The organism is Pseudoduganella buxea (assembly GCF_009720835.1).
Classification (GTDB): Bacteria; Pseudomonadota; Gammaproteobacteria; order Burkholderiales; family Burkholderiaceae_D; genus Rugamonas; species Rugamonas buxea.
The window spans coordinates 23,123-47,359 of sequence record NZ_WNKZ01000010.1 but is presented as its reverse complement, the minus strand read 5'-3'; the positions used below and the strand labels follow the sequence as shown (position 1 = coordinate 47,359).

The window sequence follows — 24,237 nt, the reverse complement described above, 5'->3', positions numbered from 1 at the left end:
GGCCGGTTACGGAATAAATTCCGTCAGGCTTTGTTGGCGACATCCTGCTGGAGTCGCTCGACCAGGGCATCGATGGACATTACGCCCAGGTCGACATTGCCCCGCGCACGCACAGCCACGGTATTGGCATCCCGCTCCTTGTCACCGATCACGAGGATATAAGGCAACTTTTGGACGGAATGTTCGCGTATTTTATACGTGATCTTCTCGTTGCGCAAATCAGCCGTGACGCGCAAGCCAAGCGAACGCAGCTTGGCGGCCAGCGCCGTTGCATATTCCGCCTGGCCATCCGAGATATTCAGGATGGCAACTTGCACCGGCGCCAGCCACATCGGCAGCGCGCCGGCGTAGTTCTCGATCAGGATGCCGATGAAGCGCTCCATCGAACCGACGATGGCCCGGTGCAGCATGACGGGCACCTTGCGGGTGTTGTCGTCTGCCACATACTCGGCGCCCAGGCGCTCGGGCATGAAGAAGTCGACCTGCACGGTGCCCACCTGCCATGGGCGGCCCAGCGAATCCTTCAGGTGGTATTCCACTTTCGGGCCGTAGAAGGCGCCCTCGCCCGGCAGCTCCGTCCACGTCACGCCGCAGGCACGCAGGGCCTGGCGCAGCGCGTCTTCCGCCTCGTTCCACACCTCGTCGGAACCGATGCGGTTGTCCGGACGCAGGGCCAGCTTGACTTCGATGTTCGTGAAGTCGAAGTCTTCATAAACTTCCATGGCCTGCTTGTGGAAGGCGACCACTTCCGGCTCGATCTGCTCGTGGGTGCAGAAGATGTGGCCGTCATCCTGCGTGAAGCCGCGCACGCGCATGATGCCGTGCAGCGCGCCGGACGGCTCGTTGCGGTGGCACTGGCCGAATTCGCCGTAGCGCAGCGGCAGGTCGCGGTAGGAACGCATGCCGGAATTGAAGATCTGCACATGGCCCGGGCAGTTCATCGGCTTCAATGCATACGAGCGGTTTTCCGACTCCGTCACGAACATGTTTTCGCGGTAGTTGTCCCAGTGACCCGTCTTGCCCCACAGGCTGGCGTCGAGGATCTGCGGCGCCTTCACTTCCTGGTAGCCGTTGTCCTGGTATTTCTTGCGCATGTACTGCTCGACCTGCTGCCAGATGGTCCAGCCCTTCGGATGCCAGAACACGAGGCCCGGCGCTTCGTCCTGGAAATGGAAGAAGTCCAGCTGCTTGCCCAGTTTGCGGTGGTCGCGCTTTTCCGCCTCTTCCAGCATGTGCAGGTATTGCTCCTGCTCTTCCTTCTTGGCCCAGGCGGTGCCGTAGACCCGCTGCAGCATCTCGTTCTTCGAGTCGCCGCGCCAGTAGGCGCCGGCCAGCTTCATCAGCTTGAACACCTTCAGCTTGCCCGTGGACGGCACGTGGGGGCCACGGCACAGGTCGGTGAACTGGCCTTCCGAATACAGCGACACGTCTTCGCCGGCGGGAATCGACGCGATGATCTCGGCCTTGTAATGCTCGCCGATCGACTTGAAGTAGGCCACGGCCTCGTCGCGCGGCAATACCTTGCGGGTGACGGGCTCGTCCTTCTTGACCAGCTCCGCCATTTTCTTCTCGATCGCTACCAGGTCGTCCGGCGTGAACGGGCGCTTGTACGAGAAGTCGTAGTAGAAGCCGTTCTCGATGGTCGGGCCGATCGTCACCTGCGCATCGGGGAACAGCTCCTTGACGGCGTAGGCCAGCAGGTGGGCGGTGGAGTGACGGATCACGTCCAGGCCTTCCGGGTCCTTGTCGGTGACGATGGCGACGTCGGCATCTTGCTCGATCAGGAAGGAGGTGTCGACGACCTTGCCGTCGACCTTGCCGGCCAGCGCGGCCTTGGCCAGGCTGTTGCTGATATTCGAGGCCACCTGCGCCACGGTGACGGGCGCGTCGAACTGGCGCACGGATCCATCGGGAAGTCGGACTGAAACCATATTGATCTCCATCGGCACGGGGCCGCTTAATTTGCTACGGGAAGTATAGGGGAAACTGCGGACGAAAAAAAACGCGGACTAGCCGCGTTTTTCTTCAAATTGAAAAGCCAAAGAAAGCCGGTCGACTAGCGTCACTCACCAAACCCTGGGGTCGTAGTTCGCGGTGTCATAACCGGTGTGCCTTTCTCGCTCTTACAGATGAACAGGACCGCAGCCTTTCGAAGCTGCGGCCCCCTTGAATTCTGGTGGGCGGTGAGGAATTCGAATCCCCGACCCCTTGGATGTCGACCAAGTATTCTAACCAGCTGAACTAACCGCCCTTTGCCCGCGGCAGCGAGTTTCACGACCAGTGCCGTACTACTCAACTACTGCGGATTCACTACACTTTACAACGCACTGCTTGCTGCCTACTGCTGAAACTGGTGGGCGGTGAGGAATTCGAATCCCCGACCCCTTGGATGTCGACCAAGTATTCTAACCAGCTGAACTAACCGCCCGATGCCCAGCATTATAGGGAGGGAAGCGCCGAATGACAAGAGTCAAACTGAAATAGTTGCCAGGGACGTCGGCGACGGCCCGCAGGGCAAGATGCTATATTGATCCGGCCGCCTTGGGCCATTACCAATTCCACCATGAACGCACCCAGCCACCTGCACGCCCACCTGAAGGGCGATGCCCAGTACCGCCACCAGCGCGCCGACCGCAGCCTGTCCATCCTGGCCGGCGCGCTCGGCCTGACCTTGCTGTTCGCCGGCGTCGAAGTGGTCGCCGGCTTCATCTCCAATTCGCTCGCGCTGATCTCGGACGCCGGCCATATGGTGACGGACGCGGCCTCGCTGGGACTGGCCCTGTTCGCCCAGCTGATCGCCAAGCGGCCGCCGTCGTCGCGCTACTCCTTCGGCTTCGGCCGCGCCGAGGCACTGGCCGCCTTCGTCAACGGCATCGTCATGCTGCTGGTGGTGGGCTGGATCGTGTTCGAGGCCGTGCAGCGTTTCGCCCAGCCCCAGGCCGTGGCCGGCGGCACCGTGTTCATCGTCGCCGCCATCGGCCTGATGGTGAACCTGCTGGTGGCGTGGGTATTGTCGAAGGACCGCGACAGCCTGAACACGCGCGCGGCGCTGGTGCACGTGCTGGGCGACATGCTGGGTTCGGTGGCGGCCCTGATTGCCGGCGCCGTCATCTACTACACGGGCTGGATGCAGATCGACCCGCTGCTGTCGCTGCTGGTGTCGCTGCTGCTGCTCAAGTCCACCTACGGCATCCTGCGCGAGTCGGGCCACCACCTGATGGAAGGGGTGCCGGAGCATATCGACTACATGGCCCTGGGCGAGGACCTGGAGGCGCTCGATGGCGTCGTGTCGGTACACGACCTGCACGTGTGGGACATGGCGCCGGGCGAACCGGCCCTGATCGGCCACGTGGAAGTGCGCGACCTGCAGCAGTGGCCGCACGTGCTGGCGTCGATCCGCGCCATGCTGCGGGAGAAGCACCGGATCGAGCACGTCACCTTGCAGGCGGAAGTGGCCGGGCGCCAGGGGCGCCCCGATAGCGCCGGGCACTAGCGTCGTCCCGTCGCGCGAGAGCACGCAGCCAGTGCCGGCGCCGGCAGGCGCTGCCAATCCACGTCCCATCATCAGCCTGCGGCCAGGTGAACTGTCCGCAGGCCGGCGCAGACACATCCCCATAACATTGCCATCCCAGCACACTTGAGGCGGGTGCAGCGCCGACTCCTGGCTACATGGGCCATGCTATCCAATGTACGCGACCTGGTGCTTCCGGCACGTGCTGTGAAAGCCATCGCGCCATCCGCACCACAGGGCGACGCGGTGTGCGGTGCAGGCTTCAATAATTGAACGCCATATTCCGAATAAGGTCCATGCGGCGATACCCGACTGGCACCTTATGCTGCTTAACAAAATATGATCGCGCGGAGGCAGGCATCCAGCGAACGCTACCGGATCATGCGCGCTCGCCACGGGAATACCGCATGGGCGAATAGACGGGAAACCGGCATCCCGGTCTATCAGTTTTAATCACTGACAGCGATGAATTTGTAACAATTTCGATCGCCGTTGACTTCGGATTTTCAGATGGTTAGAGTCGTACTCGCATAATGCAATTAAATCAATTGGAGTCAGTCCCCACCATCGTTTGATCAACCTAAAGGCTCGAAACATGAAGACTTCAGCTTGTTTTGCTCTCGCAGCAGCTGCTTTTGTTTGTAGCGTGACCGTCCCTTCCGCTCACGCGGCAGGGAAACTGTGGGATCTTGGTTACGGCATCACGGTTTCGGGTTCTTCGGCAGACGGCAGCGTGATTGGCGCCTATATTCAAAACGACTCGTATTACATGTGGACTGCCGCCACCGGCGTCACGTCCATCGGCGGGGCATGGCAAGGTGGCGTGGCCAGCGTGTCGGCTGACGGCTCACGCATCTCCGGCTCGGCCTTCGGAAGCGACGGCCTGGGCTACGCCGGCTATTACTCGGTCGGTACTGGCCAGTGGACGACACTGGGCGGCATTGGCGGCAACTCCGATACGTCCGCCAGCTCCGGCTGGAACATCTCCGGCGATGGGAAGACGGTGGTTGGCTTAGGCTGGGTCGACGGGGGCACTGCGCATGCCATCGCCTCGACGCCCGCCGGCGTCATGCACGACCTTGGTTCGCTCGGGGGCTCGTCACGTGCCAACGGCGTGTCATATGACGGCACCGTCATCGCCGGATGGGTCGAGCAGCCAGACGGGCAATGGACCGGCGCCTATTGGAAGAACGGCACCTTGCATAATATGGTGGACGATCAGGGCAATGCACTGCAGGAGGCAGGTGCGGTATCGGCTGACGGCAACTGGATTGTCGGGGATGGCAACCACGGCCAGACCTGGCGATACAGCACTGTCACGCAGCAGACGGAGTGGCTGGGCGATCTGGACGCGACGACGGACTTTCAGGGCGCGACCGGCGTCTCCGCAGACGGTCATATCATTGTCGGCTACGACCGTGGCTTCGGTCCCGCGGCCTCCGGGCAAGGCACCATCTGGATAGAAGGTCAAGGCATGCTCAGTTTCACCGACTATATCACCAGTCAAGGGGTCGACCTTGGCGGTCGCACGCTGGCATTGCCTCTTGGCGTTTCGGCCGACGGAAGGACGTTTTACGGCATGGACAATACCGGTAGCGGCTTTGTCGTGACGTTGTCACCGGTCCCCGAGCCGGCCACTTACGCCATGATGGCTTTGGGACTGGCGGGGCTGGCTGCGCGTCGACGCATGCATTGCAATAAGGAATGAAGCGCCACGCATTTTTCAGACGCTCGTGAGTCGCTGGACTACCGCATTCTTATTCGACCGGTGGGCAGTCATTGATAAAGCTGTGCAGGCGCTTACATCGTAAAACAATCCGATGTCATCGAAGATATCCTGCTTTTCCGATGTCGTGGCGCACCCGGCTCTTGCCGGGTTCGCCTTCGTTCGCAGAGCTGGAAGGCGCTTTCAGCTGGTTTATCGACGACGCATCGCTGTAGTTATACAGGAAAGCAAGTTCGCCATTCGCCTCCGGGTTCGACCAGAGCGCCCTGCTTTTCATTCCCAGGCAAATTCGGCAGCGCGTTATGTGGCAGGATAACCAGACAGAATCTACTCACCTCGGAAAGGCCTCGGCCTGGCAGATCCGGAAGTCTCCGAGAAAAAACGATCTAAACTGAGCGACAATTCCGGCACCTGGGTATGAGGCGTGCCCTGCCTCGGGCTCGCCGCTCGGACGGATCGCCATCACCAGGCCTGGGCAGTCACCGACACCGGCGCCGCAGCCAGCGCGCTGGCGAAGTCCGGCCGCAACTGCACGATGCGCGCCAGGCTGTCGGCATCGAGCCCGGCACCGAGCCCGTGCTTGACGAGGTGACGCCCCAGCCGGCGATAGCTCTCGAACTGGTCCTCGCCGTAGAACTGGTCGCCCGTGGATTCATGCGGAAAGGCCGGGTGCGTGGCATGGTACTGCAGCACCGAAGCGTCGCGCAGGGCCGGGGTCAGCGCCGCCTTGATGTAGACGAGCACGCCCTCCTCGGCACCCCTGCCGTCGTCGAGGGGCGGATAGAGGATCCTGCCAACGGCAAGATGGGATTGGCTCCGGCCGCTGTCGGGCGACGGCCGCAGCCGGTCCACGTCGATCTCGATGCGGGTCTTGAAGTCGACCTGGCACAGGCGGATCAGGGTGCCCAGCGCGCCGAAATGCATGGCGGCGTCGCACTCGGCATCGACCGACACGATCAGCTTGCAGCGGCGCCGCACCAGTTCGTACACGCCCAGGTTGTCGAAATGGCCACCATCGGACACCATCAGGTAGGACGAGCGCTCGCTTGCCGTACCGAACAGCTCGCGCACGAGAAAAGCCAGGCTGAACCATGGGGAGGTGTACGCCGTCGCGTGGCGGGGATTCGGGCACCAGCGGCCCAGCCGCGCATTGAACATCGTCATCATGAAGGCCGCGGCCGACGACGTGTGGAAGCCCTGGTTCGGGCTGGCCGCGGCGCCGGATGTCGCCAGCGCCTCGCCCAGGGTCATGCCGCGACCGCGATAATGGCCGTGTTCCCGAAAACCGACGATGTGCCTGCCCTGGTCGCCCTCGATCGGCGACGCGCTGCCGATCGTGTACGGCGTGACCGTGAACGAGGCGCCGTGGCGGGTGTGCAGCGACAGGTCCCTGGTGCCGCCCAGGTTCACGGTACAGTTGATCAGGTGGAGCGGGCCTGTAAAACCTTCGCCGCCCAACTCGGAAACCCGCAGGTCGTCGGCATCGTCGAACTGCGTGAATTTCTGCGGCGTGCGCGCCTGCCGCGACGCGCCCAGGTAGCAGCGCACCAGGCGGCTGCGATAGAACGATTGCAGGCTGAATTCGTTGATGTCGACGCGCCAGGCCAGCAACCCCAGCAGCACTGTCACGCCGCCGGCGATGCCGGCCAGGATGGCACCGTCATCACGCAGGTAGTCGGCAAACACGGACCACCACTGGCCCGGCGTGCAGTCGGCAAGCTTCCCCAGCGGTGACGTCGGCTCCAAATAGAAACCCGGCAGCATCCGCTCGATGACGGCGGCGACGATCAGCAGCAGGCCGAGAATGAAGATGACGGGCGCCACCTTGGCGACCACTTCCAGTGCCGTGGACACCAGCGTCGATTCGCGCGACCGGATCTTGGTGTCGCTCCTCGTGGCACCGGAGCTCGATGCCAGCAGTCCGGCGGCGGTCGTGCCGATCCAGGCCAGCAATGGCATCGCCTTCTCCCAGGAGTCGGGATTGACGACGGTCGTCACGAGGGCGGGGCCGTGAATGGCGGACATCGTGAGCATGTTCCACACCAGCGCATAGATCCACAGCCATGCTGCAAGCCTGCTCCACCACTCGCGCATGCCTTCCATCGATGCCCGGCCCATTATGCCGATCAGCAGGACGACGGCGAACGCGAACGATACCAGCACCAGGCTCGGTCCCCAGACGAAGGCGTTCCTGACACCGCCATCCCCGACAAAGGTCTGCATCAGCACGACGATGCCGGCAAACGCCGCATGCAGGGCGGCGATGCACACCACGGACGTGACGGCGATAAGCACCGCGTTGAAGACGACCCTGGGCACCCGCGTCCTGCCCTTGAAACCGGTCCAGCGGCGGAAGGAGCAGCAGGTCAACGCCACCAGCGCGGCAAAGGCGCAGGCCAGCGGTAGGGGCCAGTAGCCCAGGCCGTGGGTGAACAGCTGTCCGAACGCTTGCGGTTTTTCCAGCAGCGAGGCACCGCGCCACAACACGGCAGCAAAGGCGACACTGGTCAGCAGCAGCGGCAGCACGACCAGGAGCTGGACCCAGCCCTGGCCATAGTCGGGCCAGGCATTGACACACTCTTTGCCACCGAAGATGAAGCGCACCGATACGGCGCATGTCACGAACGCCATTGCCGCGGCGACGCACAGCAGCGCGATCGGCACGGCCGGCACCCCCGCGCGGGCCAGGTTGTCTACCGTAACGGGCTCGGGGAAGCGCTCGGGGAAAGGCTTGAAATCATGGATATCCGCGAAATACTGTGCCGCCAGGAGGCATGCAACTCCCGCCAGCGCGCCGACAGGGGCGCCGACCCAGGACAGCAGCATTCGCTTGCTCTCCTTGTTCTTGGCTTGCTTGCGCCGGCGCGCCGCCTCATACCGCTGGTGCAGCTGGTTGGCGGCGATGCCTGCGATAGCGACGATGAACACCAGCACCGTGAGCCACCGCAGGTTGTCGTGCTTGGGCCAGCTGACGAACCACAACATGGCCGCACGCGGTGCCAGCAACGCCAGGACGATGCCGCAGATGACCGTCATCTGGACCAGCAGGGCGTTGCGGCCCCACACGGTCAATACGCTCCACGTGTCGGCACTGAATGCTCCCACGCGCGGCGACAGGTAATTGGAGTATTTGCTGAGGTGGGCGATCGAGCTGTCCCAGGCGCGCACGGTGGCGCTGTCGGCACCCAGCCAGCCCGTGCCGCGGCGACAGTGGGCCGTGAGCCAACCCATGATATAGCCGCCGCCGGAGACGGAGGACAGGTAGTCGAAACGGGGCAGGAGCTTCAGGTCGCGCAGGCCTTCGAGCACGCCCAGGCCCAGGGTGGCACTGCGGATGCCGCCGCCGGACAGTGCCAGCCCCGCGGTCGCCGCATTTGGCGCGACCCCGTGGGCGTGGCGCCAGCGCGCCCGATGCAGTTCTTCCTGCTTCTCGGCATACGCTTGCCCCGCATCGTCGCCGCGCGCGGCAGCAGTGCCGCCCGGCGACAACGCACGCTCCCGTGCCGGCTGCTCCGGCACCCGTTCCAGGCCCTGTGGTACAGCGCTCATGGCAACCTCCCGTAGGATACTTCCTACAGGTTAGCGCGCGGCCGGCGGCGAAACTGTAATGAATTGTCGCCCGCTATGACTTGTGGTTTTCCTGCCATCGGAGGCGGCGCCGGCGCTGCCGGCAGGCCTCACTATCTTCAGGCGCGCCGCGCTTCGAGTACGCCAGTGACCTCGGAAATGGCCGCCAGCGCCTTCTGGAGCTGCGCGGTGGCGCCGATTTCGGCCGTGAAGGTCATGCGCGCCTGGCCCTTGGCGCTTTGCGTGTTCACGCCGATCACATTGATCTTTTCGCGCGAGAAGATCTCGGAGATGTCGCGCAGCAGGCCCTGGCGGTCGCCGGCCAGCACGAACAGGTCGACGGGATACACCGTGTCGCTGCGGGTATTGCCCCATTCCGTGACGATGACGCGCTCGGGCGCCTTGGCGCGCATCTCGGCGAAGTTCTTGCAGCTCAGGCGATGGATCGACACACCCTTGCCGCGCGTGACGAAGCCGACGATGGGGTCCGGCGGGGCCGGCTTGCAGCAGCGTGCCAGCTGCGTCATCAAGCCTTCCGTGCCGACTACCAGCACGCCCGACTTGGCGCCCTGCTCCGTCGACGACGCGCGGCTCTTGCCCACCACCACGGCGTCTTCCGGCGGCGGCGCCTCGCTGGAATCGTGCAGCGCCTGCTCGACGTGACGCAGGCTGAATTCCTCCTTGCCCACGGCCAGGAACAGGTCGTCCACCTTCGGGAAGCCCAGCTTCTGCGCCAGCGCTTCCAGGTTGACGGCCGTCTTGCCTTCGCGCTGCAGCGATTTTTCCACCAGCGCGCGGCCGTGCGACAAGGTCTCCTGCACGTCAATGGCGTGGAACCACGCCCGCACCTTGGCGCGGGTGCGGTTGCTGACGGCATAGCCGGGGCTGAGCCAGTCGCGCGAAGGGCCGGCCGTGCCGGGTGCGCCCTTGGCCGTGATGATCTCGCAGGTCTGGCCGCTCTTGAGCGGCGTATTCAGGGGTACCATGATGCCGTCCACGCGCGCGCCGCGGCAGCGGTGGCCGACGTCGCTGTGCAGGTGGTAGGCAAAGTCGATGGGCGTCGCGCCCACCGGCAGCTCCAGCACGCGCGCCTGCGGCGTGAGCACGAAGATGCGGTCGTCCAGCGCGGCCGACTTGAGCTTTTCGACCCATTCGCGCTGCAGCTCCTCCTGGCCGACGACGGCATCGGCCACGTCGGACTTCCACGCCAGCAGCTGGCGCAGCCACGCGATCTTCTCGTCGTACTGCTGGCCCTGGAAGTTCGAACCGCCCTCCTCCTTGTAGCGCCAGTGGGCCGCCACGCCGTATTCGGCGAAGCTGTGCATCTCGTGCGTGCGGATCTGCACTTCCAGCGGGCGGCCGTCGTCGGCCATCACCACCGTATGCAGCGACTGGTAGCCGTTCGGCTTCGGGCGCGAGATGTAGTCGTCGAATTCCTTCGGAATCGGCGTCCAGATATTGTGCACCAGGCCCAGCACCGTGTAGCAGCTCTTGACGTCGGCGACGATGACGCGGAAGGCGCGCACGTCATACAGTTCGTTGAAGTCGAGCTCCTTGCCGCGCATCTTGTTCCAGATGCTGTAGATATGCTTGGGCCGGCCGAACACTTCGGCCGTGATGCCGGCGTTGGCCAGCTCGTCCTGCAGCCGCTGGATCGACTGCGTGACGAAGCTTTCGCGCATCATGCGCTTTTCTTCCAGCATCTTGGCGATGCGTTTGTAGTTCTCAGGCTCGATGAAGCGGAACGACAGGTCTTCCAGCTCCCACTTGATCTGCCAGATGCCCAGGCGGTTCGCCAGCGGCGCGTACAGGTCCAGCGTTTCGCGGCCATAGGCGCGCGTCATCTCGTTGAACAGCTTGATGTCAGCGAAGTAGCGCAGGGTGCTGCAGCATGAAGCCAGGCGCACCAGCACGACGCGCATGTCGCTGGCCATGGCCAGCAGCATCTTGCGCAGCGTTTCCATCTGCGCCAGCGCCAGTTGGGGCGCGTTCTTGCCGCGCGCGCTGACGGACCCCTGCGTCAGTTCACGCAGGCGGATCAGCTGGTGCACGCCGGTCACCAGGTCGGCCACTTCCTTGCCGAACTTCGGTTCGATGGCGATGGCCTGGGCCGGGTCGAGCAGGCACAGTTCGAACATCAGGCCGGCGATGCGGGTGGCGGCGTCGGTGCGCAGCAGCGCCAGCGTGGTGGCCACGCCGACGGCGAAATCGAAGGCACCCTGCCCGCTGGTGGCGGTGCGGCCGGCATAGGCGACGGCAGCGAAATCGAACGCCGCCAGCACGCGGGCGCCGTCTTCCGGCGACAGCCCCTGGACCAGCTGCTCGGACGTTGCGCTATTCAAAGCCGCGATGGAAACCATAGTGAAACCTTCAACCCTTCAAGCCGGCGAATCTGTCTGTTGCAGCAAAATACTGCCGTAAAAGCGGCCGGCACCTGCCCCGCCACCGGCGGCGGGACGTGCCGGCATGCAGTCAGCGCTGGGCGGCGACGACGACGATCTCGACCAGGCAAGCCGGGTTGGCCAGCTTGGCTTCGACGGTCGCGCGCGGCGGCGTGTGGCCCTGGGCGACCCAGGCATCCCACACTTCGTTCATGCCGGCGAACAGCGCCATGTCGGCCAGGAAGATCTGGGTCGACAGGATGCAGCTCTTGTCGCTGCCCGCTTCGGCCAGCAGGCGGTCGACATGGGCCAGCACTTCGCGGGTCTGGCCGCCGATGTCGGCGCTGGTGTCGTCGGCGATCTGGCCGGCCAGGTAGACGGTGCTGTTATGGATCGCCACTTCGGACATCCGCTTGCCAACGTGCAGTCGTTTAATTTCCATCATCTCTATCTTCTTTCTCTACTGGTTCAACAAAAATTCTCGGGCGATCGCGATCTGCTCGTCCTGCAGGAACATCGGCGCATGGCCGACGCCGGGGATCTCGACCAGCCGTGCGCGCGGTCCCCGCTGCGTCATGGCTTCGGCCGTCGCGCGCGACAGCAGGTCGGACTGCTCGCCGCGCACCACCAGGGTCGGGCAACGGATCGCATCGTAGGCGGCCCACAGCATCTTGCCGTCGGAGGCCACCGATTCGGGCGTGGCGGCGCGAAACGGCAGCGCCAGGCCCATGTCGTAGTGGCGCACCCACTGGCCGTCGGCATCCTGGCGCAGCACGTCGCGCGCCATCTTGTCCCACTGTTCGTCGCTGTGCGGGCCGAAGGGCAGCGACACGTCGCGCACGAACTTCGCGCCCGCCTCGTACGTGGGGAAGCGCAGGTCCTGGCCGATGTAGTCGCCGATGCGGTTCAAGGCGCGCGCATCGAGCACGGGGCCGATATCGTTCAGCACCAGCCTGTCGATCGGGCTGTCCGGCAGCGCCGCCAGGCCCATGCCGATCAGGCCACCCATCGATGTGCCGAACCAGTGCACCTGCTGGCGCTCGCCATCGGCCAGCACACGCGCCAGCAAGGTGACCATGTCGGCCACGTACTGGGGCACGCCATACAGCGTCGGATTCTTCAGCCGGCCGGAGCGCCCGCGGCCCACCACGTCCGGGCAGACCACGCGGTAGCGGTCCGCCAGCGCCGGGGCCAGGCGGTCGAAATCGTCGGACACGCGCGTGACGCCGTGCACGCACACCAGCACGTCCGGGTTGGCCGGATCGCCCCATTCCTTGTAGGCCATCCGGTGCAGGCCCGCCGGCGAAATGCACTGCACTGACTTGATTACCGGTTCGATCGCTGGCTCGCTCATGGCCTGCTCCTCTGCTGAGTATTGGTTTTTGGGCTACATTCTACCGTGCGTTGCAGATAAAATCCTCGGGAAGTGTAGCGCAGCGCACCCGGCATGACCACCTCGATCATTTCAACTCGCAAAGGACAACCATGAGCAGCACATCTGCAGACAGCGTCGGAGGCAGCGCCGGCAAAGGCGCGCTGGCCGGCAGGACGGCCCTGGTGACGGGCTCCACGTCGGGCATCGGCCTGGGCATCGCCCGCGCGCTGGCGGCGCAGGGCGCCGACATCGTCTTCAACGGCTTCGGCGATGCACAGGCCATCGCGGCGCTGCAGGACGATACGGCCAGGGAGTTCGGCGTCCGCACCGTGCACCACAACGCCGACATGAGCAAACCGGCCGAGATCGAAGCGATGATGGCGTTCGCCACCGGGCAGTTCGGCGGCGTCGATATCCTCGTCAACAACGCCGGCATCCAGTACGTGGCCAACGTCGACGAGTTCCCCGTCGAGAAATGGGACGCCATCATCGCCATCAACCTGACATCCGCCTTCCACACGTCGCGCCTGGCGCTGCCGGCGATGAAGGCGAAGAATTGGGGTCGCATCATCAATCTCGCTTCCGCCCATGGGTTGGTGGGGTCCGCCGGCAAGTCGGCCTATGTCGCGGCCAAGCACGGCCTGGTGGGCCTGACCAAGGTGACGGCGCTGGAGACGGCCCGCACCGGCGTGACCGTCAACGCCATCTGCCCCGGCTTCGTGCTCACGCCCCTGGTGCAGAAGCAGGTCGACGACCGCGCCGCCAAGGAGGGCCTGACCAACGAGGAAGCCAAGCACGCGCTGCTGGCGGACAAGCAGCCGTCGGGCGACTTCGTCACGCCCGAGCAGCTGGGTGGACTGGCCGTGTTCCTGTGCAGCGACGCCGCAAAGGAAGTGCGCGGCGCGGCCTGGAATGTCGATGGCGGCTGGGTGGCGCAGTAAGGCCGCTGGAGCCGAAGCGGCCCGGCAAATCCAGCCGGGCTGCATTATCGGAGCGATAACGGTTACGATGGCGCTTTGCCAACTCGCCCCGTCGCCATGAAAATCGCCGCCTCCCTGCCCGCGTGGACCATCGCCGCGCCCATCGCCGCCTGGCTGCTCCTGGCCGGCAAAGCCTTCGGCCTGCAGGAAGCACTGGGCGGCACCTATGTGCTGCTGCTGGCCGCGGGCCTGTTCGCCGGCGTGCTGGCCGCCGTTTTCCACGCCGAGGTGGTGGCGCACAAGATCGGCGAGCCTTACGGCACCCTGGTGCTGGCAGTGGCCGTCACGTCCATCGAAGTGGCCCTGATCGTGTCGCTGATGATCGCCGGCGGCGCAGCTACCACGGGCCTGGCGCGCGACACCGTGTTCGCCGCCGTCATGCTGATCCTGAACGGCATGGTCGGCATCTGCCTCCTGGCCGGTGCGCGCCGCCACGGCGAACAGACCTTCACGCAAACGGGCGTCTCCGCTTCGCTGGCCACCCTGTCGGCCATTGCCGTACTGACGATGGTGCTGCCGAACTACACGACCACCACCCCGGGCCCCGTCTACAGCAACAGCCAGCTGGTCTTCATCGCCGTCGTCTCGTTCGTTCTGTACGGCACGTTCGTACTGGTGCAGACGGTGCGCCACCGCGACTACTTCCTGCCCGATGCGGGCGTGGAGGACCAGGAAGCGCATGCCGCGCCGCCACCCACGCGCACCGTGTGGTGGAGCGGCGCGCTGCTGCTGGCCTGCCTGGGCAGCGTCGTGCTGCTGGCAAAATCGCTGTCGCCGCCGCTGGAAGCGGCCGTGGCGGCACTGGGCGCACCGAAGGCGCTGGTGGGGATCATCATCGCCGCCGTCGTGCTGCTGCCCGAAGGGATCGCCGCCTGGCAGGCCGCGCGCGCCAACCGCTTGCAGACGAGCCTGAACCTTGCGCTGGGTTCGGCCCTGGCCAGCATCGGCCTGACCATCCCCGCCGTCGCCATCGTCTCGCTGGTAAACGGCTGGACCTTGTCGCTCGGGATCGACGTCAAGTCCACCGTGCTGCTGCTGCTGTCCATCGTCGTCGCCACCCTGTCGCTGGGGAACGGGCGCACGACGATCATGCAAGGCACCGTGCACCTGGTGATCTTTGCTGTTTATATCTTTATTACGGTAGTGCCGTAAACGGCACCCTGCGCAACGCAATCCGCATAAGCAATCGCAATTAAGTTCGTTCCCGGCCGCTTCCCGCCTGCCTATACTTTGCCCTGGATGACCCGTTCGTCCGGCGGCGGGGCGCGGCCGTTTTTCCGCCACCGCCGCTCGCAAGAGCGCACCACACAAGGATCATCGATGTACCAGCGTAGAATCGGCCACCACGCCATCGCCCTGCTTTCCGCCGCCGCACCGTTCGCCGTCGCCGCCCCTGCCCCGGCCGCGCCGGCCGCCGCCGACATCATCGAGCGGGTCGAAGTGACCGCCACCCGCACCGGTGCCGTCGACGTGCAGGACGTCCCCGCCGCAATCACCGTCATCAAGCCGGAAAACCTGTCCCGATACGGCCTGGGCAATCTGAACGACATCGCCGACCTGGTGCCGGCCATGACGGTGCAGCAGCAGGGCGCGGGCGTGAACAACATCACGATGCGCGGCCTGGTGGTGCGCGGCATCGTGCCGTCCGAAGTGCAGGATGCGTCGCTGGTGGCCGTGTACATCGACGAGATGCCCGTCACCTTGAAGTCCGCCAATCCGGACCTGAAGGTGCTGGACCTGGAACGCATCGAAGTACTGCAAGGCCCGCAGGGCACCCTGTTCGGCGCCGGCGCGATGGCCGGCACGGTGCGCCAGATCACGCGCAAGCCCGAGTTCAACGACCTGTTCGGCTCCGTCGAGGCGGTGGGCTCGCGCACCGGCGGCTTCGGCGGCGGCAACCACAACCTGCGCGGCATGGTCAACCTGCCCGTCAAGGACGACGTGCTGGCCCTGCGGCTGACGGCGTACACGGGCAAGGACTCCGGCTATATCAGGAACGCCTTCAACGGCGCCACGACCAACGCCGTGTCGACCAACCAGGGCCGCATCGCCGCGCGCCTGCGCGCCAACCCGCGCCTGTTGATCGACGCCAGCATCACGGCCTCGAACATCAAGGGCGGCGTCAACGACGCCTATGCCGACCTGGCCCCCTTTACGACGTTCGCCCTGCTGCCGCAGGCCAGCAACGACAAGCTGCAGCTGTATAACGTGACCGTGAACCAGGACCTGGACCGCGCCCAACTGGTGTCGTCGACGTCCTACCTGCACCGCGATACCTTCTACCAGACGTCGGCCCAGTATCCCGCCACGGCCTTCATCTTCGGCGGCCAGCCGCCGTTGATGGCGTCCGCCTACCGCATCGGCAACGCCATCACGGACTTCGCGCAGGAAGTGCGGCTGCACTCGAAGGATGGGGGCGAGCTGAAATGGACGGCCGGCGCCTTCTACGAGCAGGGCCGCCGCGACACGCGCCAGGACCAGCCGACAGCGGGCTTCGACGCACGCTACGCCGCCACCCGCAACTTCCCCGGCTACGACTCGCAGGTGCACGACCAGGCCTTCGGCCCCGATAACTATTTTTCCGGCACGCAGAACACGAAGTCGCGCCAGCTGGCCCTGTTCGCCGAGGCCACCTATACCCTGTGGAACCAGCTCGACCTGACGGCCGGCCTGCGCCTGTTCCGTGGCACGCAGGACTTCGACCTGAAGTTTACGGGCCTGTTCGGCAACCTCGTGACGGCCACGCCGGCCGTGCCCGTGGGCCAGCCGGAGGTCAGCACCAGCAGCGCCACCTCGCGCGGCGCCAATCCCCGCTTCGCCGCCGCCTGGCGAATCGACCCGGACCACACCTTGTACGCGTCGGCCGGCAAGGGCTTCCGCTACGGCGGCAACAACCAGCCCGTGCCATTCAACTTCTGCGGCGTGCAGGCGCCGGCCACGTTCGCGCCGGACAGCCTGTGGAACTTCGAGGCGGGATCGAAGAATTCGCTGCTGGGCCGGCGCCTGACCGTCAATGCCAACGCCTACCTGATCGACTGGCGCGACGTGCAGGTGTTCAACCGCCTGCCCTGCACCTACTACTTCACGCAGAACGCCGGCAAGATCCGCAGCAAGGGCGTCGAACTGGAGACGGCCTTCAAGCTGACGCGCCGCGCCTCGGTCGGCCTGAATGCCTCGTACAACCACGCCAGCGCCACCGACACCGTCGTCACCGGCATCGCCGCGCAGAACATCCCGGCCGGCAGCCGTGTGCCCTACGCCCCGCGTGTGGCGGCCAGCGCCAACGCCAGCTACAGCATTCCGCTGGCGGGCGCGGACGAAGTGGGCGTGTCGGCCAGCTATGCCTACCGGGGCGAAGCCTTCACGAACTTCGCCGCTTCGCAGGGCAGTTACGCGCGCATCCCGTCGTCGAACACGGTCAACGCCAACATCACGTACCGCACGCGCGGCTATGAGGTGGGCCTGTTCGGCACCAACCTGACGAACGGCGCCAAGGTCAGCGACGTGACGCCGAACGGCATCGCCATCCAGCCGGGCAACCTTGTCTACCTGGTGCGTCCGCGCACCGTGGGCCTGCGCGTCACGGCGCGCTTCTAAGGACACGCCATGGCCGACCCGCTGCTGTCCGCGCAACGTTCGGAATACCTGGACGGCCAACAGCGGCGGCACGTGGCGGCCGAGCGGGGCCGCGCCCTGTGGCGGGGCGAATGGCCGACGTGGCTGCTGATCGCCGTCATCCACGGCGGCTGGTGGACCACGCTGGCCCACTGGGAGCGGCTGGGCATCGTCGCCGCCACCGTGCTGATGATCTGGTGGTGCGCCTGGTACATGTCGCTCCAGCATGAGCTGATCCACGGCCATCCGACCAGCACGCCGTGGCTGAACCGGCTGTTCGGCTACCTGCCGCTGGCGGTGTGGTATCCGTGGCGCCTGTACCGGGAAAGCCACCTGCGCCACCACAACGACTTCCACCTGACCCTGCCCGCGCTGGACACGGAAAGCTTCTACGTGACGCCGCAGGCGTGGGAAGGCATGAACCGTCCGCTGCGCGCCCTGTACTGGTTCAACAAGACCTTCTGGGGCCGCATGCTGGTGGGCCCGGCCCTGAGCATCGGCGGCACGTGGCTGGAGGTGGTGCGCCAGCCGCTGCGGGGCAACTGGCGCGACACGCCGATGTGGCTGGGACACTTCGCGATGCTGGGCGCGCTTCTGGGGACCGTCGACATGGCCTTCGGCGTCACGCCCTGGTACTTCCTGCTGGCGATCGCCTACCCTGCCCAGTCGCTGACGATGATCCGGTCCTACTACGAGCACCGCCCGGCGGCGCAGCATAAGGAGCGCATCGTGCTGAACGAATCCTGCCCCGTGCTGCGACTGCTGTTCCTGAACAATAACCTGCACCTGGTGCACCATGACCTGCCGTCGCTGCCGTGGTACCTGCTGCCCCGCGTGTATGCGGCGCGCCGCGCCGACTACCGGCAGCGCAGCGGCGGCTTCCACCTGCCCGGCTACGGCACCCTGGTGCGCCGCCACGGCTTTTCCGCCATCGACGCCCCCGTGCATCCGCACCTGGCAACGGGAGAGCGGGCATGAGCTGGCAGGCGGCCCTGCCGATGTATAACGTGTCGAGCCGCCTGGGCCGGGCGTACGAGAAGCTGCTGGCGGCATGGCTGGCGCAGGCCGGCGTGGCCGACGACGTCGCCATCGCGCGCGACGTCGCCCTGCCCGACTTCTGGACCCGGCCCGACATGCTGGTCAGCCAGACCTGCGGCTACCCGTATATCGCCACGCTGCACGGCAAGGTCGCGCTGCTGGCGACGCCCTGCCATGAGCTGCCCGGCTGCACCGGCAGCGACTACGCCAGCGCCATGATTGTCCGGGCCGACCGCGGCATCGCCACACTGGATCAAGCGCGCGGCCTCGTCGCGGCCGTCAACGATCGTCATTCGAACAGCGGCATGAACCTGCTGCGCCATGCCGTGGCGCCCTTGGCGCGGGACGGGCGCTTCTTCGGCGACGTCAAATGGTCCGGCAGCCACGCCGCCAGCGTGCACATGGTGCGCGAAGGCGCCGCCGACATTGCCGCCATCGACTGCGTCACCTTCGCTTACCTGCGCCAGGAAGACCCGGCCGCCGTGGCCGGCCTGGCGGTGCTGCAGTATTCGGCCGCCGCACCGGGCCTGCCCTTGATCGCCGGTGGCAACGTGCCCGAGGCGTGGGTCACACGCCTGCGCGGCGCCCTGCTGGCGCCCGGCCCTGCCCTGCTTGCCACGATGCGGCCGCTGCGCATCGCCGCGTTCCGCCACTGCGATGCGGCCGCGTATGGGCGGATCGGACAGTTGGAAGCGCTGGCGCGGCAGTGGGGGTATGCCGCACTGGCATGATCCGGCAAGGGGCGGCCGCTTGCGCCCGCTACGTATTTCCCCCATTGTGGAAAGCCCTGATAGGGCTAACCACAATGCGGATAATCACAATGGTGATATCTGAGATGGTTCGGCATGATGGCTCCCAGTGCAGTATTCGAATTCCGGGGAGACCATGATGAAAAAACCGTTTTACAAGATTCTTTACGTGCAGGTGCTGTTCGCCATTGCCGTTGGCGTGCTGCTGGGCATCTTCCTGCCGAAGGACGCCGTGGCGATGAAACCGCTGGGCGATGGCTTTATCAAGCTGATCAAGATGATCATCGCACCCGTGATCTTCTGTACCGTCGTCACCGGCATCGCCGGCATGCAGGACGTCAAGAAGATCGGCCGGGTCGGCGGCAAGGCCCTGCTGTACTTCGAAGTGGTCTCCACCTTCGCGCTTGTGATCGGCCTGTTCGTCGCCAATATCATCAAGCCGGGCGCCGGCTTCAATGCCGATCCGGCAACCCTGGACACGAAGGCGATTGCCCAGTACACGGAAAAGGCGTCGCACCAGTCGACGCTGGACTTCGTGATGAACATTATCCCGAACACCGTCGTCGATGCCTTCGCCAAGGGCGACATCCTGCAAGTGCTGCTGATCTCCATCCTGTTCGGCTTCTCGCTGTCGCTCTTGGGTGAAAAAGGCCGCCCTGTCGCCAAGCTGATCGACGAGGCCGGCAGCGCCATCTTCGGCATGGTCAATATCATCATGAAGGTGGCCCCGATCGGCGCCTTCGGCGCGATGGCCTTCACCATCGGTAAATACGGCATCGATTCGCTGCTGCCGCTGGCCAAGCTGATGGGTTCGTTCTACCTGACTTGCGCGCTGTTCGTCTTCATCGTGCTCGGTGCCATTGCCCGCTTCACCGGCTTCTCGATCTTCCGCTTCATCGCCTACATCAAGGAAGAGCTGCTGATCGTGCTGGGTACGAGCTCATCGGAAAGCGCCCTGCCTTCGCTGATGACGAAGCTGCAGCGCCTGGGCGCCTCCAAGCCGGTGGTCGGCCTGGTGGTGCCGACCGGTTACTCGTTCAACCTGGACGGCACCAATATCTACATGACGATGGCCGCCCTGTTCGTTGCCCAGGCAACCAATACGGAACTGACCCTGATGCAGGAACTGACCATCCTGGGCGTGGCGATGCTGACGTCCAAGGGCGCCTCCGGCATCACCGGCGCCGGCTTCATCACGCTGGCCGCCACCCTGGCCGTGGTGCCGACGATTCCCGTGGCCGGCATGGCCCTGATCCTGGGCATCGACCGCTTCATGAGCGAATGCCGCGCCCTGACCAACTTCGTCGGCAACGGCGTCGCCGCCCTCGTCGTGTCGAAGTGGGAAGGCGAGCTGGACATGGCAACCATGCAGCGCGAACTGGCTAACCCGTCCGCACCGCACGAGCCGCTGGAAGAAGTGGCCCACGGCGCGCCGATGGGCATCGCCAAGCAGGCCTAAGCTGCCCGCTGCAAGGTAAAAAGGGCACCGACCTCGCGGTCGGTGCCCTTTTTTACGTCCAGGCCAGGCTGAGGACCCTCAGACGGCCGAGAAATCCAGGGTTACGCCCGTGGCGGCGGCAAGCTGTTCCTTCGTCACGCCCGGCGCCAGTTCCGTCACCTTCAGGCCGGCAGGCGTGACTTCGATGACGCCCAGGTCCGTGATGATCACGTCGACGACGCCGACACCCGTCAGCGGCAGGTCGCACTGCTTCAGGATCTTGTGCGACGTGCTGCCGTCCTTGGCCGTGGCGACGTGCTCCATCAGCACGACGACCTTCTTGACGCCGGCCACCAGGTCCATCGCGCCGCCCATGCCCTTGACCATTTTGCCTGGAATCATCCAGTTGGCCAGGTCGCCCTTCTCGGACACCTGCATGGCGCCCAGGATGGCCAGGTTGATCTTGCCGCCACGGATCATGCCGAAGGAATCGGCCGAGCTGAAGTAGGAAGAGCCGGGCAGCGCCGTCACGGTCTGCTTGCCGGCGTTGATCAGGTCGGCGTCGACTTCATCCTCTGTCGGGAAGGGGCCGATGCCCAGCAGGCCGTTTTCCGACTGCAGGAACACTTCGATATCGTTCGGAACGTAGTTCGCCACCAGGGTCGGCAAGCCGATGCCCAGGTTGACGTAGAAGCCGTCCTGCAGCTCCTTGGCCGCGCGCCCGGCCATTTGATCACGAGTCCATGCCATGTTGTTCTCCTCAGTTCGAACGCACGGTGCGCTGTTCGATGCGTTTTTCAGGATGGGCGTTCAGTACGATGCGGTGCACGAAGATGCCGGGGGTGTGGACTTCGTCCGGATCGATCTCGCCCACTTCGACCAGCTGTTCCACTTCGACGATGGTGATCTTGCCTGCGGCCGCCACGTTCGGGTTGAAGTTGCGCGCCGTCTTGCGGTACACCAGGTTGCCCGCCTTGTCCGCCTTCCAGGCCTTGACGAGGGAAACGTCGGCCACGAGGCTGCGTTCCATCACATATTGCTCGCCGTCGAATTCGCGGATTTCCTTGCCTTCGGCAACGATGGTGCCCACGCCCGTCTTCGTGAAGAAGGCGGGAATGCCGGCGCCGCCGGCGCGCAGTTTCTCGGCCAGGGTGCCTTGCGGCGTGAATTCCAGTTCCAGTTCGCCGGCCAGGTACTGGCGCGCGAACTCCTTGTTCTCGCCCACGTAGGAGGCGACCATCTTCTTGATCTGCCGGGTTTCCAACAGCTGGCCCAGGCCGAAACCGTCGACGCCGGCATTGTTCGAGATGGCCGTCAGCCCCTTGACGCCGGAATCGCGCAGCGCCTCGATCAGCGCTTCGGGAATGCCGCACAGGCCGAAGCCGCCGACGGCGACCGTTTGCCCGTCCTGCACGACGCCCGCCAGCGCCGCATTTGCATCGGGATAGATTTTGTTCATTGGTGACCCCTCTATTTTTTGATAAGCTCCCTCGGGCATGCACGAATCTGCCGGCAGCCGCGATGGGCCGGTCGATGCGCGCAGTCCTGCTCTGTCCTGCAGATGGCGTACCAGAATAGATTACGCAACTGGAAAGTACAATACCGTAGAAATACCTGTAATACAGGGTTTCAATAATGGAGATGACGGAAGACGCCCTGATGAATGCACCCTACGAGATCGACTACGAAACCATCTTCAAGTTCGCACCGGTGGGCATGTGCATCTCCGTCAACCGGGTGATCCAGTCCAGCAACGATGCGCTGACGATCATGTTCGGCTATCCGCACGGCGCGCTGGACGGCGAATCGTTCCAGCGACTGTACCCCACGGTCGATGAATTCCTGCGCACGGGCGACCGCATCATTCCCATCATGAACACGCGGGGCCGCTATTCGGACGAGCGCATCATGCGCCGCGCCAATGGCGAACTGTTCTGGTGCCACGTGACGGGCCGCGCCCTCGACCCGCGCGACCCGCTGGGCGCCGGCGTGTGGACGTTCGAGGATGTCAGCGAAAAGCGCCCCGTATCGGCCGAGCTGACGCCGCGCGAACGGGAAATCGCCGCCTTCCTCGTCGAAGGCAAGACCAGCAAGATGATCGCCCGCGAAACGGACCTGTCACCCCGTACGGTGGAAATGCACCGCGCCAAGCTGATGCGCAAGTTCGGCGCCGCCACGTCGAGCGAACTGGTGCATAAACTGATGGGCGTGACGCGCTGAACCCGGCCTAAGGGGCCGCCTGCCGCAGCGTCCACCGGTCGCGCCCGGCGGCCTTGGCCGCGTACAGCGCTTCATCGGCCACCCGCAGCAGCGTGTCGGGCCCGATCGCACCGGCCGCGCAGGCCACGCCCACCGTCGCCGTCACCGTCAGGCACTGCGCACCGCAGTCGAACGGCACCCTGATCGCGGCCAGCAGCTTGTCCATGATGGGGGCGACGGCGGCCTCGGTCTCGACGGATTCGAAGATGATGACGAATTCGTCGCCGGCCAGCCTGGCCACGGTATCGACCTGCCGCACCGTCACGCGCAAGCGACGCGCGAATTCGCACAGCACCCGGTCGCCCACGGCGTGGCCGTGGGTATCGTTGATCTGCTTGAAGTAGTCCACATCCAGGAAGGCCAGCGCCAGGCCCGTGCCCTGGCGGCGGGCCCGTGCAATGGCGGCCGGCAGTTCCGCCTCGAAGGCGCGCCGGTTGTTCAGCCCCGTCAAGGTGTCGGTGCGGCTGAGCAGTGCCAGGCGCTGTTCGGCCTGCTGGCGTTGCCGCGACAGCGCGAAGAAGGCCCGGCTCAGCCCCCCGATCTCGTCGGCGCGGGCCGAATCGAGCACGGCAATGTCGGCCGTGCCCGCCACCAGCATCTCGACCCGCTGATGCAACAGCTTGAGCGGCGCCAGGAACAGCGCGATCAATGCCAGGCCCAGCGCGGCGGCCAGCAAGGTGATGGCCGCCGTCGACAGCCAGGCTGCCCGTTCGCCCTCGCGCAGCGGCGCGAACGCCTCCTCCACGGGGTAGACCAGGGTCAAGGTCCAGCCCGTGCGGCGCAGGTGGGTGGCGGCGATCAGGGCCCGCTGGCCCTCCTTCGTCACCCCTTCCGTCCAGCCTTCGAAACCGCCCAGCGCGCGCCGCGTCACCTCGGTGACACCGCCCTGCTCGCGCCAGACGTTGTGCAGGATGCGCGCCGACTGGGGATGGTAGATGATCGTGCCGTGCTGGTCGATCAGGTAGAAGTAAGCCGAAGGTCCCGGCCGGGCCGACAGGAAATGGCCCATGAAGTGGGCGTTGACGAGGCTCAGTCCCCCGCCCAGCACCAGCGCCACGCTGCCGTCGGCGCCGGTCACGGCTTCGGTCAGCATGATGGCCGGCTTGCCCGTCAGCGGGTTGCGGTACGGTGGCGACACGGCCCCCTCGCGCATCGCCAGGGTTTCCTGGAACGCGGTATTGTTCCGCGCCACCTGCTCGCCGATGCCGCGCCGGTTGGCCAGGTTGGCGACGGTCCGGCCCGTGACGTCGAAGGCCAGTACATTGTCGAACTCGTCGCGCAGGATGGGGTGCTGCTCCAGCAGCAGTTGTAGACCGGCCGGACCGGTGCGCGCTTCGCGGGCGATATTCTCGGCGATCGAGCGCAACAGCACCTGCTTGGCGCCGATTTCCTGGTCCAGTGCGGCGCCGGTACTGGCCAGCAGGGCCACCTGCTGGTTGCCCACCAGCGTGCGCATCTGATGGCGCATCGGCTGCAGGGCGGCCAGCGAAGCGAGCAGGGCCGATGCCAGTGCCAGGATACTGACGAGGATCGCGATGCGTGCTTTCAATGTGGACGGAACGAAGCGCATGGCAGAAACATGGGGTAACGGTCGGACG

17 protein-coding genes and 2 tRNA genes are annotated in these 24,237 nt (G+C 65.3%); 9 read left to right on the top strand and 10 right to left on the bottom strand.

The features are described from left to right. Positions 1-23: 23 nt before the first annotated feature. The 3 genes from thrS to GM672_RS05915 form a co-directional block, all read right to left on the bottom strand. Complete coding sequence (gene thrS, locus GM672_RS05925; protein WP_155469602.1) at positions 24-1,931, bottom strand: threonine--tRNA ligase; 1,908 nt, start codon at positions 1,929-1,931, stop codon at positions 24-26. Positions 1,932-2,174: 243 nt separating this feature from the next. Then, positions 2,175-2,251 (bottom strand) — tRNA-Val (locus tag GM672_RS05920). 100 nt (positions 2,252-2,351) lie between these two features. Beyond that, a tRNA-Val gene (locus GM672_RS05915) sits at positions 2,352-2,428 on the bottom strand. A 135-nt stretch (positions 2,429-2,563) separates the two neighbouring features. Here GM672_RS05915 and GM672_RS05910 point away from each other — a divergent pair. After that, positions 2,564-3,493 (top strand): cation diffusion facilitator family transporter, encoded by a 930-nt coding sequence (locus tag GM672_RS05910; protein ID WP_155469601.1) that lies wholly within the window; start codon positions 2,564-2,566, stop codon positions 3,491-3,493. A 613-nt stretch (positions 3,494-4,106) separates the two neighbouring features. After that, positions 4,107-5,219 carry a PEP-CTERM sorting domain-containing protein gene (locus GM672_RS05905; protein ID WP_155469600.1) on the top strand — a complete coding sequence of 371 codons (1,113 nt, stop codon included), beginning with the start codon at positions 4,107-4,109 and terminating at the stop codon, positions 5,217-5,219. Between the two features lie 480 nt (positions 5,220-5,699). Here the strand turns inward: GM672_RS05905 and GM672_RS05900 are convergent, their stop codons facing one another. The 4 genes from GM672_RS05900 to GM672_RS05885 all read right to left on the bottom strand — a co-directional run bounded on the left by GM672_RS05900 (position 5,700) and on the right by GM672_RS05885 (position 12,539). Further along, positions 5,700-8,786, bottom strand: coding sequence for a patatin-like phospholipase domain-containing protein (locus GM672_RS05900; protein WP_155469599.1), 3,087 nt, complete (start codon positions 8,784-8,786; stop codon positions 5,700-5,702). Between the two features lie 137 nt (positions 8,787-8,923). Next, positions 8,924-11,164: a RelA/SpoT family protein gene (locus GM672_RS05895; protein WP_155469598.1), complete on the bottom strand. Its 2,241-nt coding sequence runs from the start codon at positions 11,162-11,164 to the stop codon at positions 8,924-8,926. Positions 11,165-11,276: 112 nt separating this feature from the next. Further along, on the bottom strand, positions 11,277-11,627 hold the full coding sequence (locus tag GM672_RS05890) for a RidA family protein (RefSeq protein ID WP_155469648.1): 351 nt from the start codon (positions 11,625-11,627) through the stop codon (positions 11,277-11,279). Between the two features lie 18 nt (positions 11,628-11,645). After that, on the bottom strand, positions 11,646-12,539 hold the full coding sequence (locus GM672_RS05885; protein WP_155469597.1) for an alpha/beta fold hydrolase: 894 nt from the start codon (positions 12,537-12,539) through the stop codon (positions 11,646-11,648). A 131-nt stretch (positions 12,540-12,670) separates the two neighbouring features. Here GM672_RS05885 and GM672_RS05880 point away from each other — a divergent pair, with 131 nt between their 5' ends. The 6 genes from GM672_RS05880 (at position 12,671) to GM672_RS05855 (ending at position 20,401) form a co-directional block, all read left to right on the top strand. Next, entirely contained in the window at positions 12,671-13,501 is an 831-nt protein-coding gene (locus GM672_RS05880; protein WP_155469596.1) for a 3-hydroxybutyrate dehydrogenase, read from the top strand. A gap of 96 nt (positions 13,502-13,597) precedes the next feature. Beyond that, entirely contained in the window at positions 13,598-14,692 is a 1,095-nt protein-coding gene (locus GM672_RS05875) for a calcium:cation antiporter (RefSeq protein ID WP_155469595.1), read from the top strand. A 168-nt stretch (positions 14,693-14,860) separates the two neighbouring features. Further along, positions 14,861-17,137 carry a TonB-dependent receptor gene (locus GM672_RS05870; RefSeq protein WP_170299944.1) on the top strand — a complete coding sequence of 759 codons (2,277 nt, stop codon included), beginning with the start codon at positions 14,861-14,863 and terminating at the stop codon, positions 17,135-17,137. 9 nt (positions 17,138-17,146) lie between these two features. Next, positions 17,147-18,133 (top strand): fatty acid desaturase, encoded by a 987-nt coding sequence (locus GM672_RS05865; RefSeq protein ID WP_155469593.1) that lies wholly within the window; start codon positions 17,147-17,149, stop codon positions 18,131-18,133. Further along, the gene (locus tag GM672_RS05860; protein WP_155469592.1) at positions 18,130-18,924 is read left to right on the top strand and encodes a phosphate/phosphite/phosphonate ABC transporter substrate-binding protein; all 795 of its coding nucleotides are present in this window, start codon (positions 18,130-18,132) and stop codon (positions 18,922-18,924) included. The genes GM672_RS05865 and GM672_RS05860 overlap by 4 nt, the downstream gene beginning before the upstream one ends. A gap of 154 nt (positions 18,925-19,078) precedes the next feature. Further along, complete coding sequence (locus GM672_RS05855) at positions 19,079-20,401, top strand: dicarboxylate/amino acid:cation symporter (protein WP_194484544.1); 1,323 nt, start codon at positions 19,079-19,081, stop codon at positions 20,399-20,401. Positions 20,402-20,479: 78 nt separating this feature from the next. On the opposite strand, the gene GM672_RS05850 is transcribed toward GM672_RS05855, so the two are convergent. Both GM672_RS05850 and GM672_RS05845 read right to left on the bottom strand, forming a co-directional pair. Further along, positions 20,480-21,130: a CoA transferase subunit B gene (locus tag GM672_RS05850; RefSeq protein WP_155469590.1), complete on the bottom strand. Its 651-nt coding sequence runs from the start codon at positions 21,128-21,130 to the stop codon at positions 20,480-20,482. A gap of 10 nt (positions 21,131-21,140) precedes the next feature. Next, the gene (locus GM672_RS05845) at positions 21,141-21,839 is read right to left on the bottom strand and encodes a CoA transferase subunit A (protein ID WP_155469589.1); all 699 of its coding nucleotides are present in this window, start codon (positions 21,837-21,839) and stop codon (positions 21,141-21,143) included. Between the two features lie 200 nt (positions 21,840-22,039). Between GM672_RS05845 and GM672_RS05840 the strand changes: the two genes are divergently transcribed. Continuing rightward, positions 22,040-22,600 (top strand): PAS and helix-turn-helix domain-containing protein, encoded by a 561-nt coding sequence (locus GM672_RS05840; protein WP_155469647.1) that lies wholly within the window; start codon positions 22,040-22,042, stop codon positions 22,598-22,600. Between the two features lie 7 nt (positions 22,601-22,607). Here the strand turns inward: GM672_RS05840 and GM672_RS05835 are convergent, their stop codons facing one another. After that, positions 22,608-24,209 carry a sensor domain-containing diguanylate cyclase gene (locus tag GM672_RS05835; RefSeq protein ID WP_155469588.1) on the bottom strand — a complete coding sequence of 534 codons (1,602 nt, stop codon included), beginning with the start codon at positions 24,207-24,209 and terminating at the stop codon, positions 22,608-22,610. Positions 24,210-24,237: the final 28 nt, after the last annotated feature.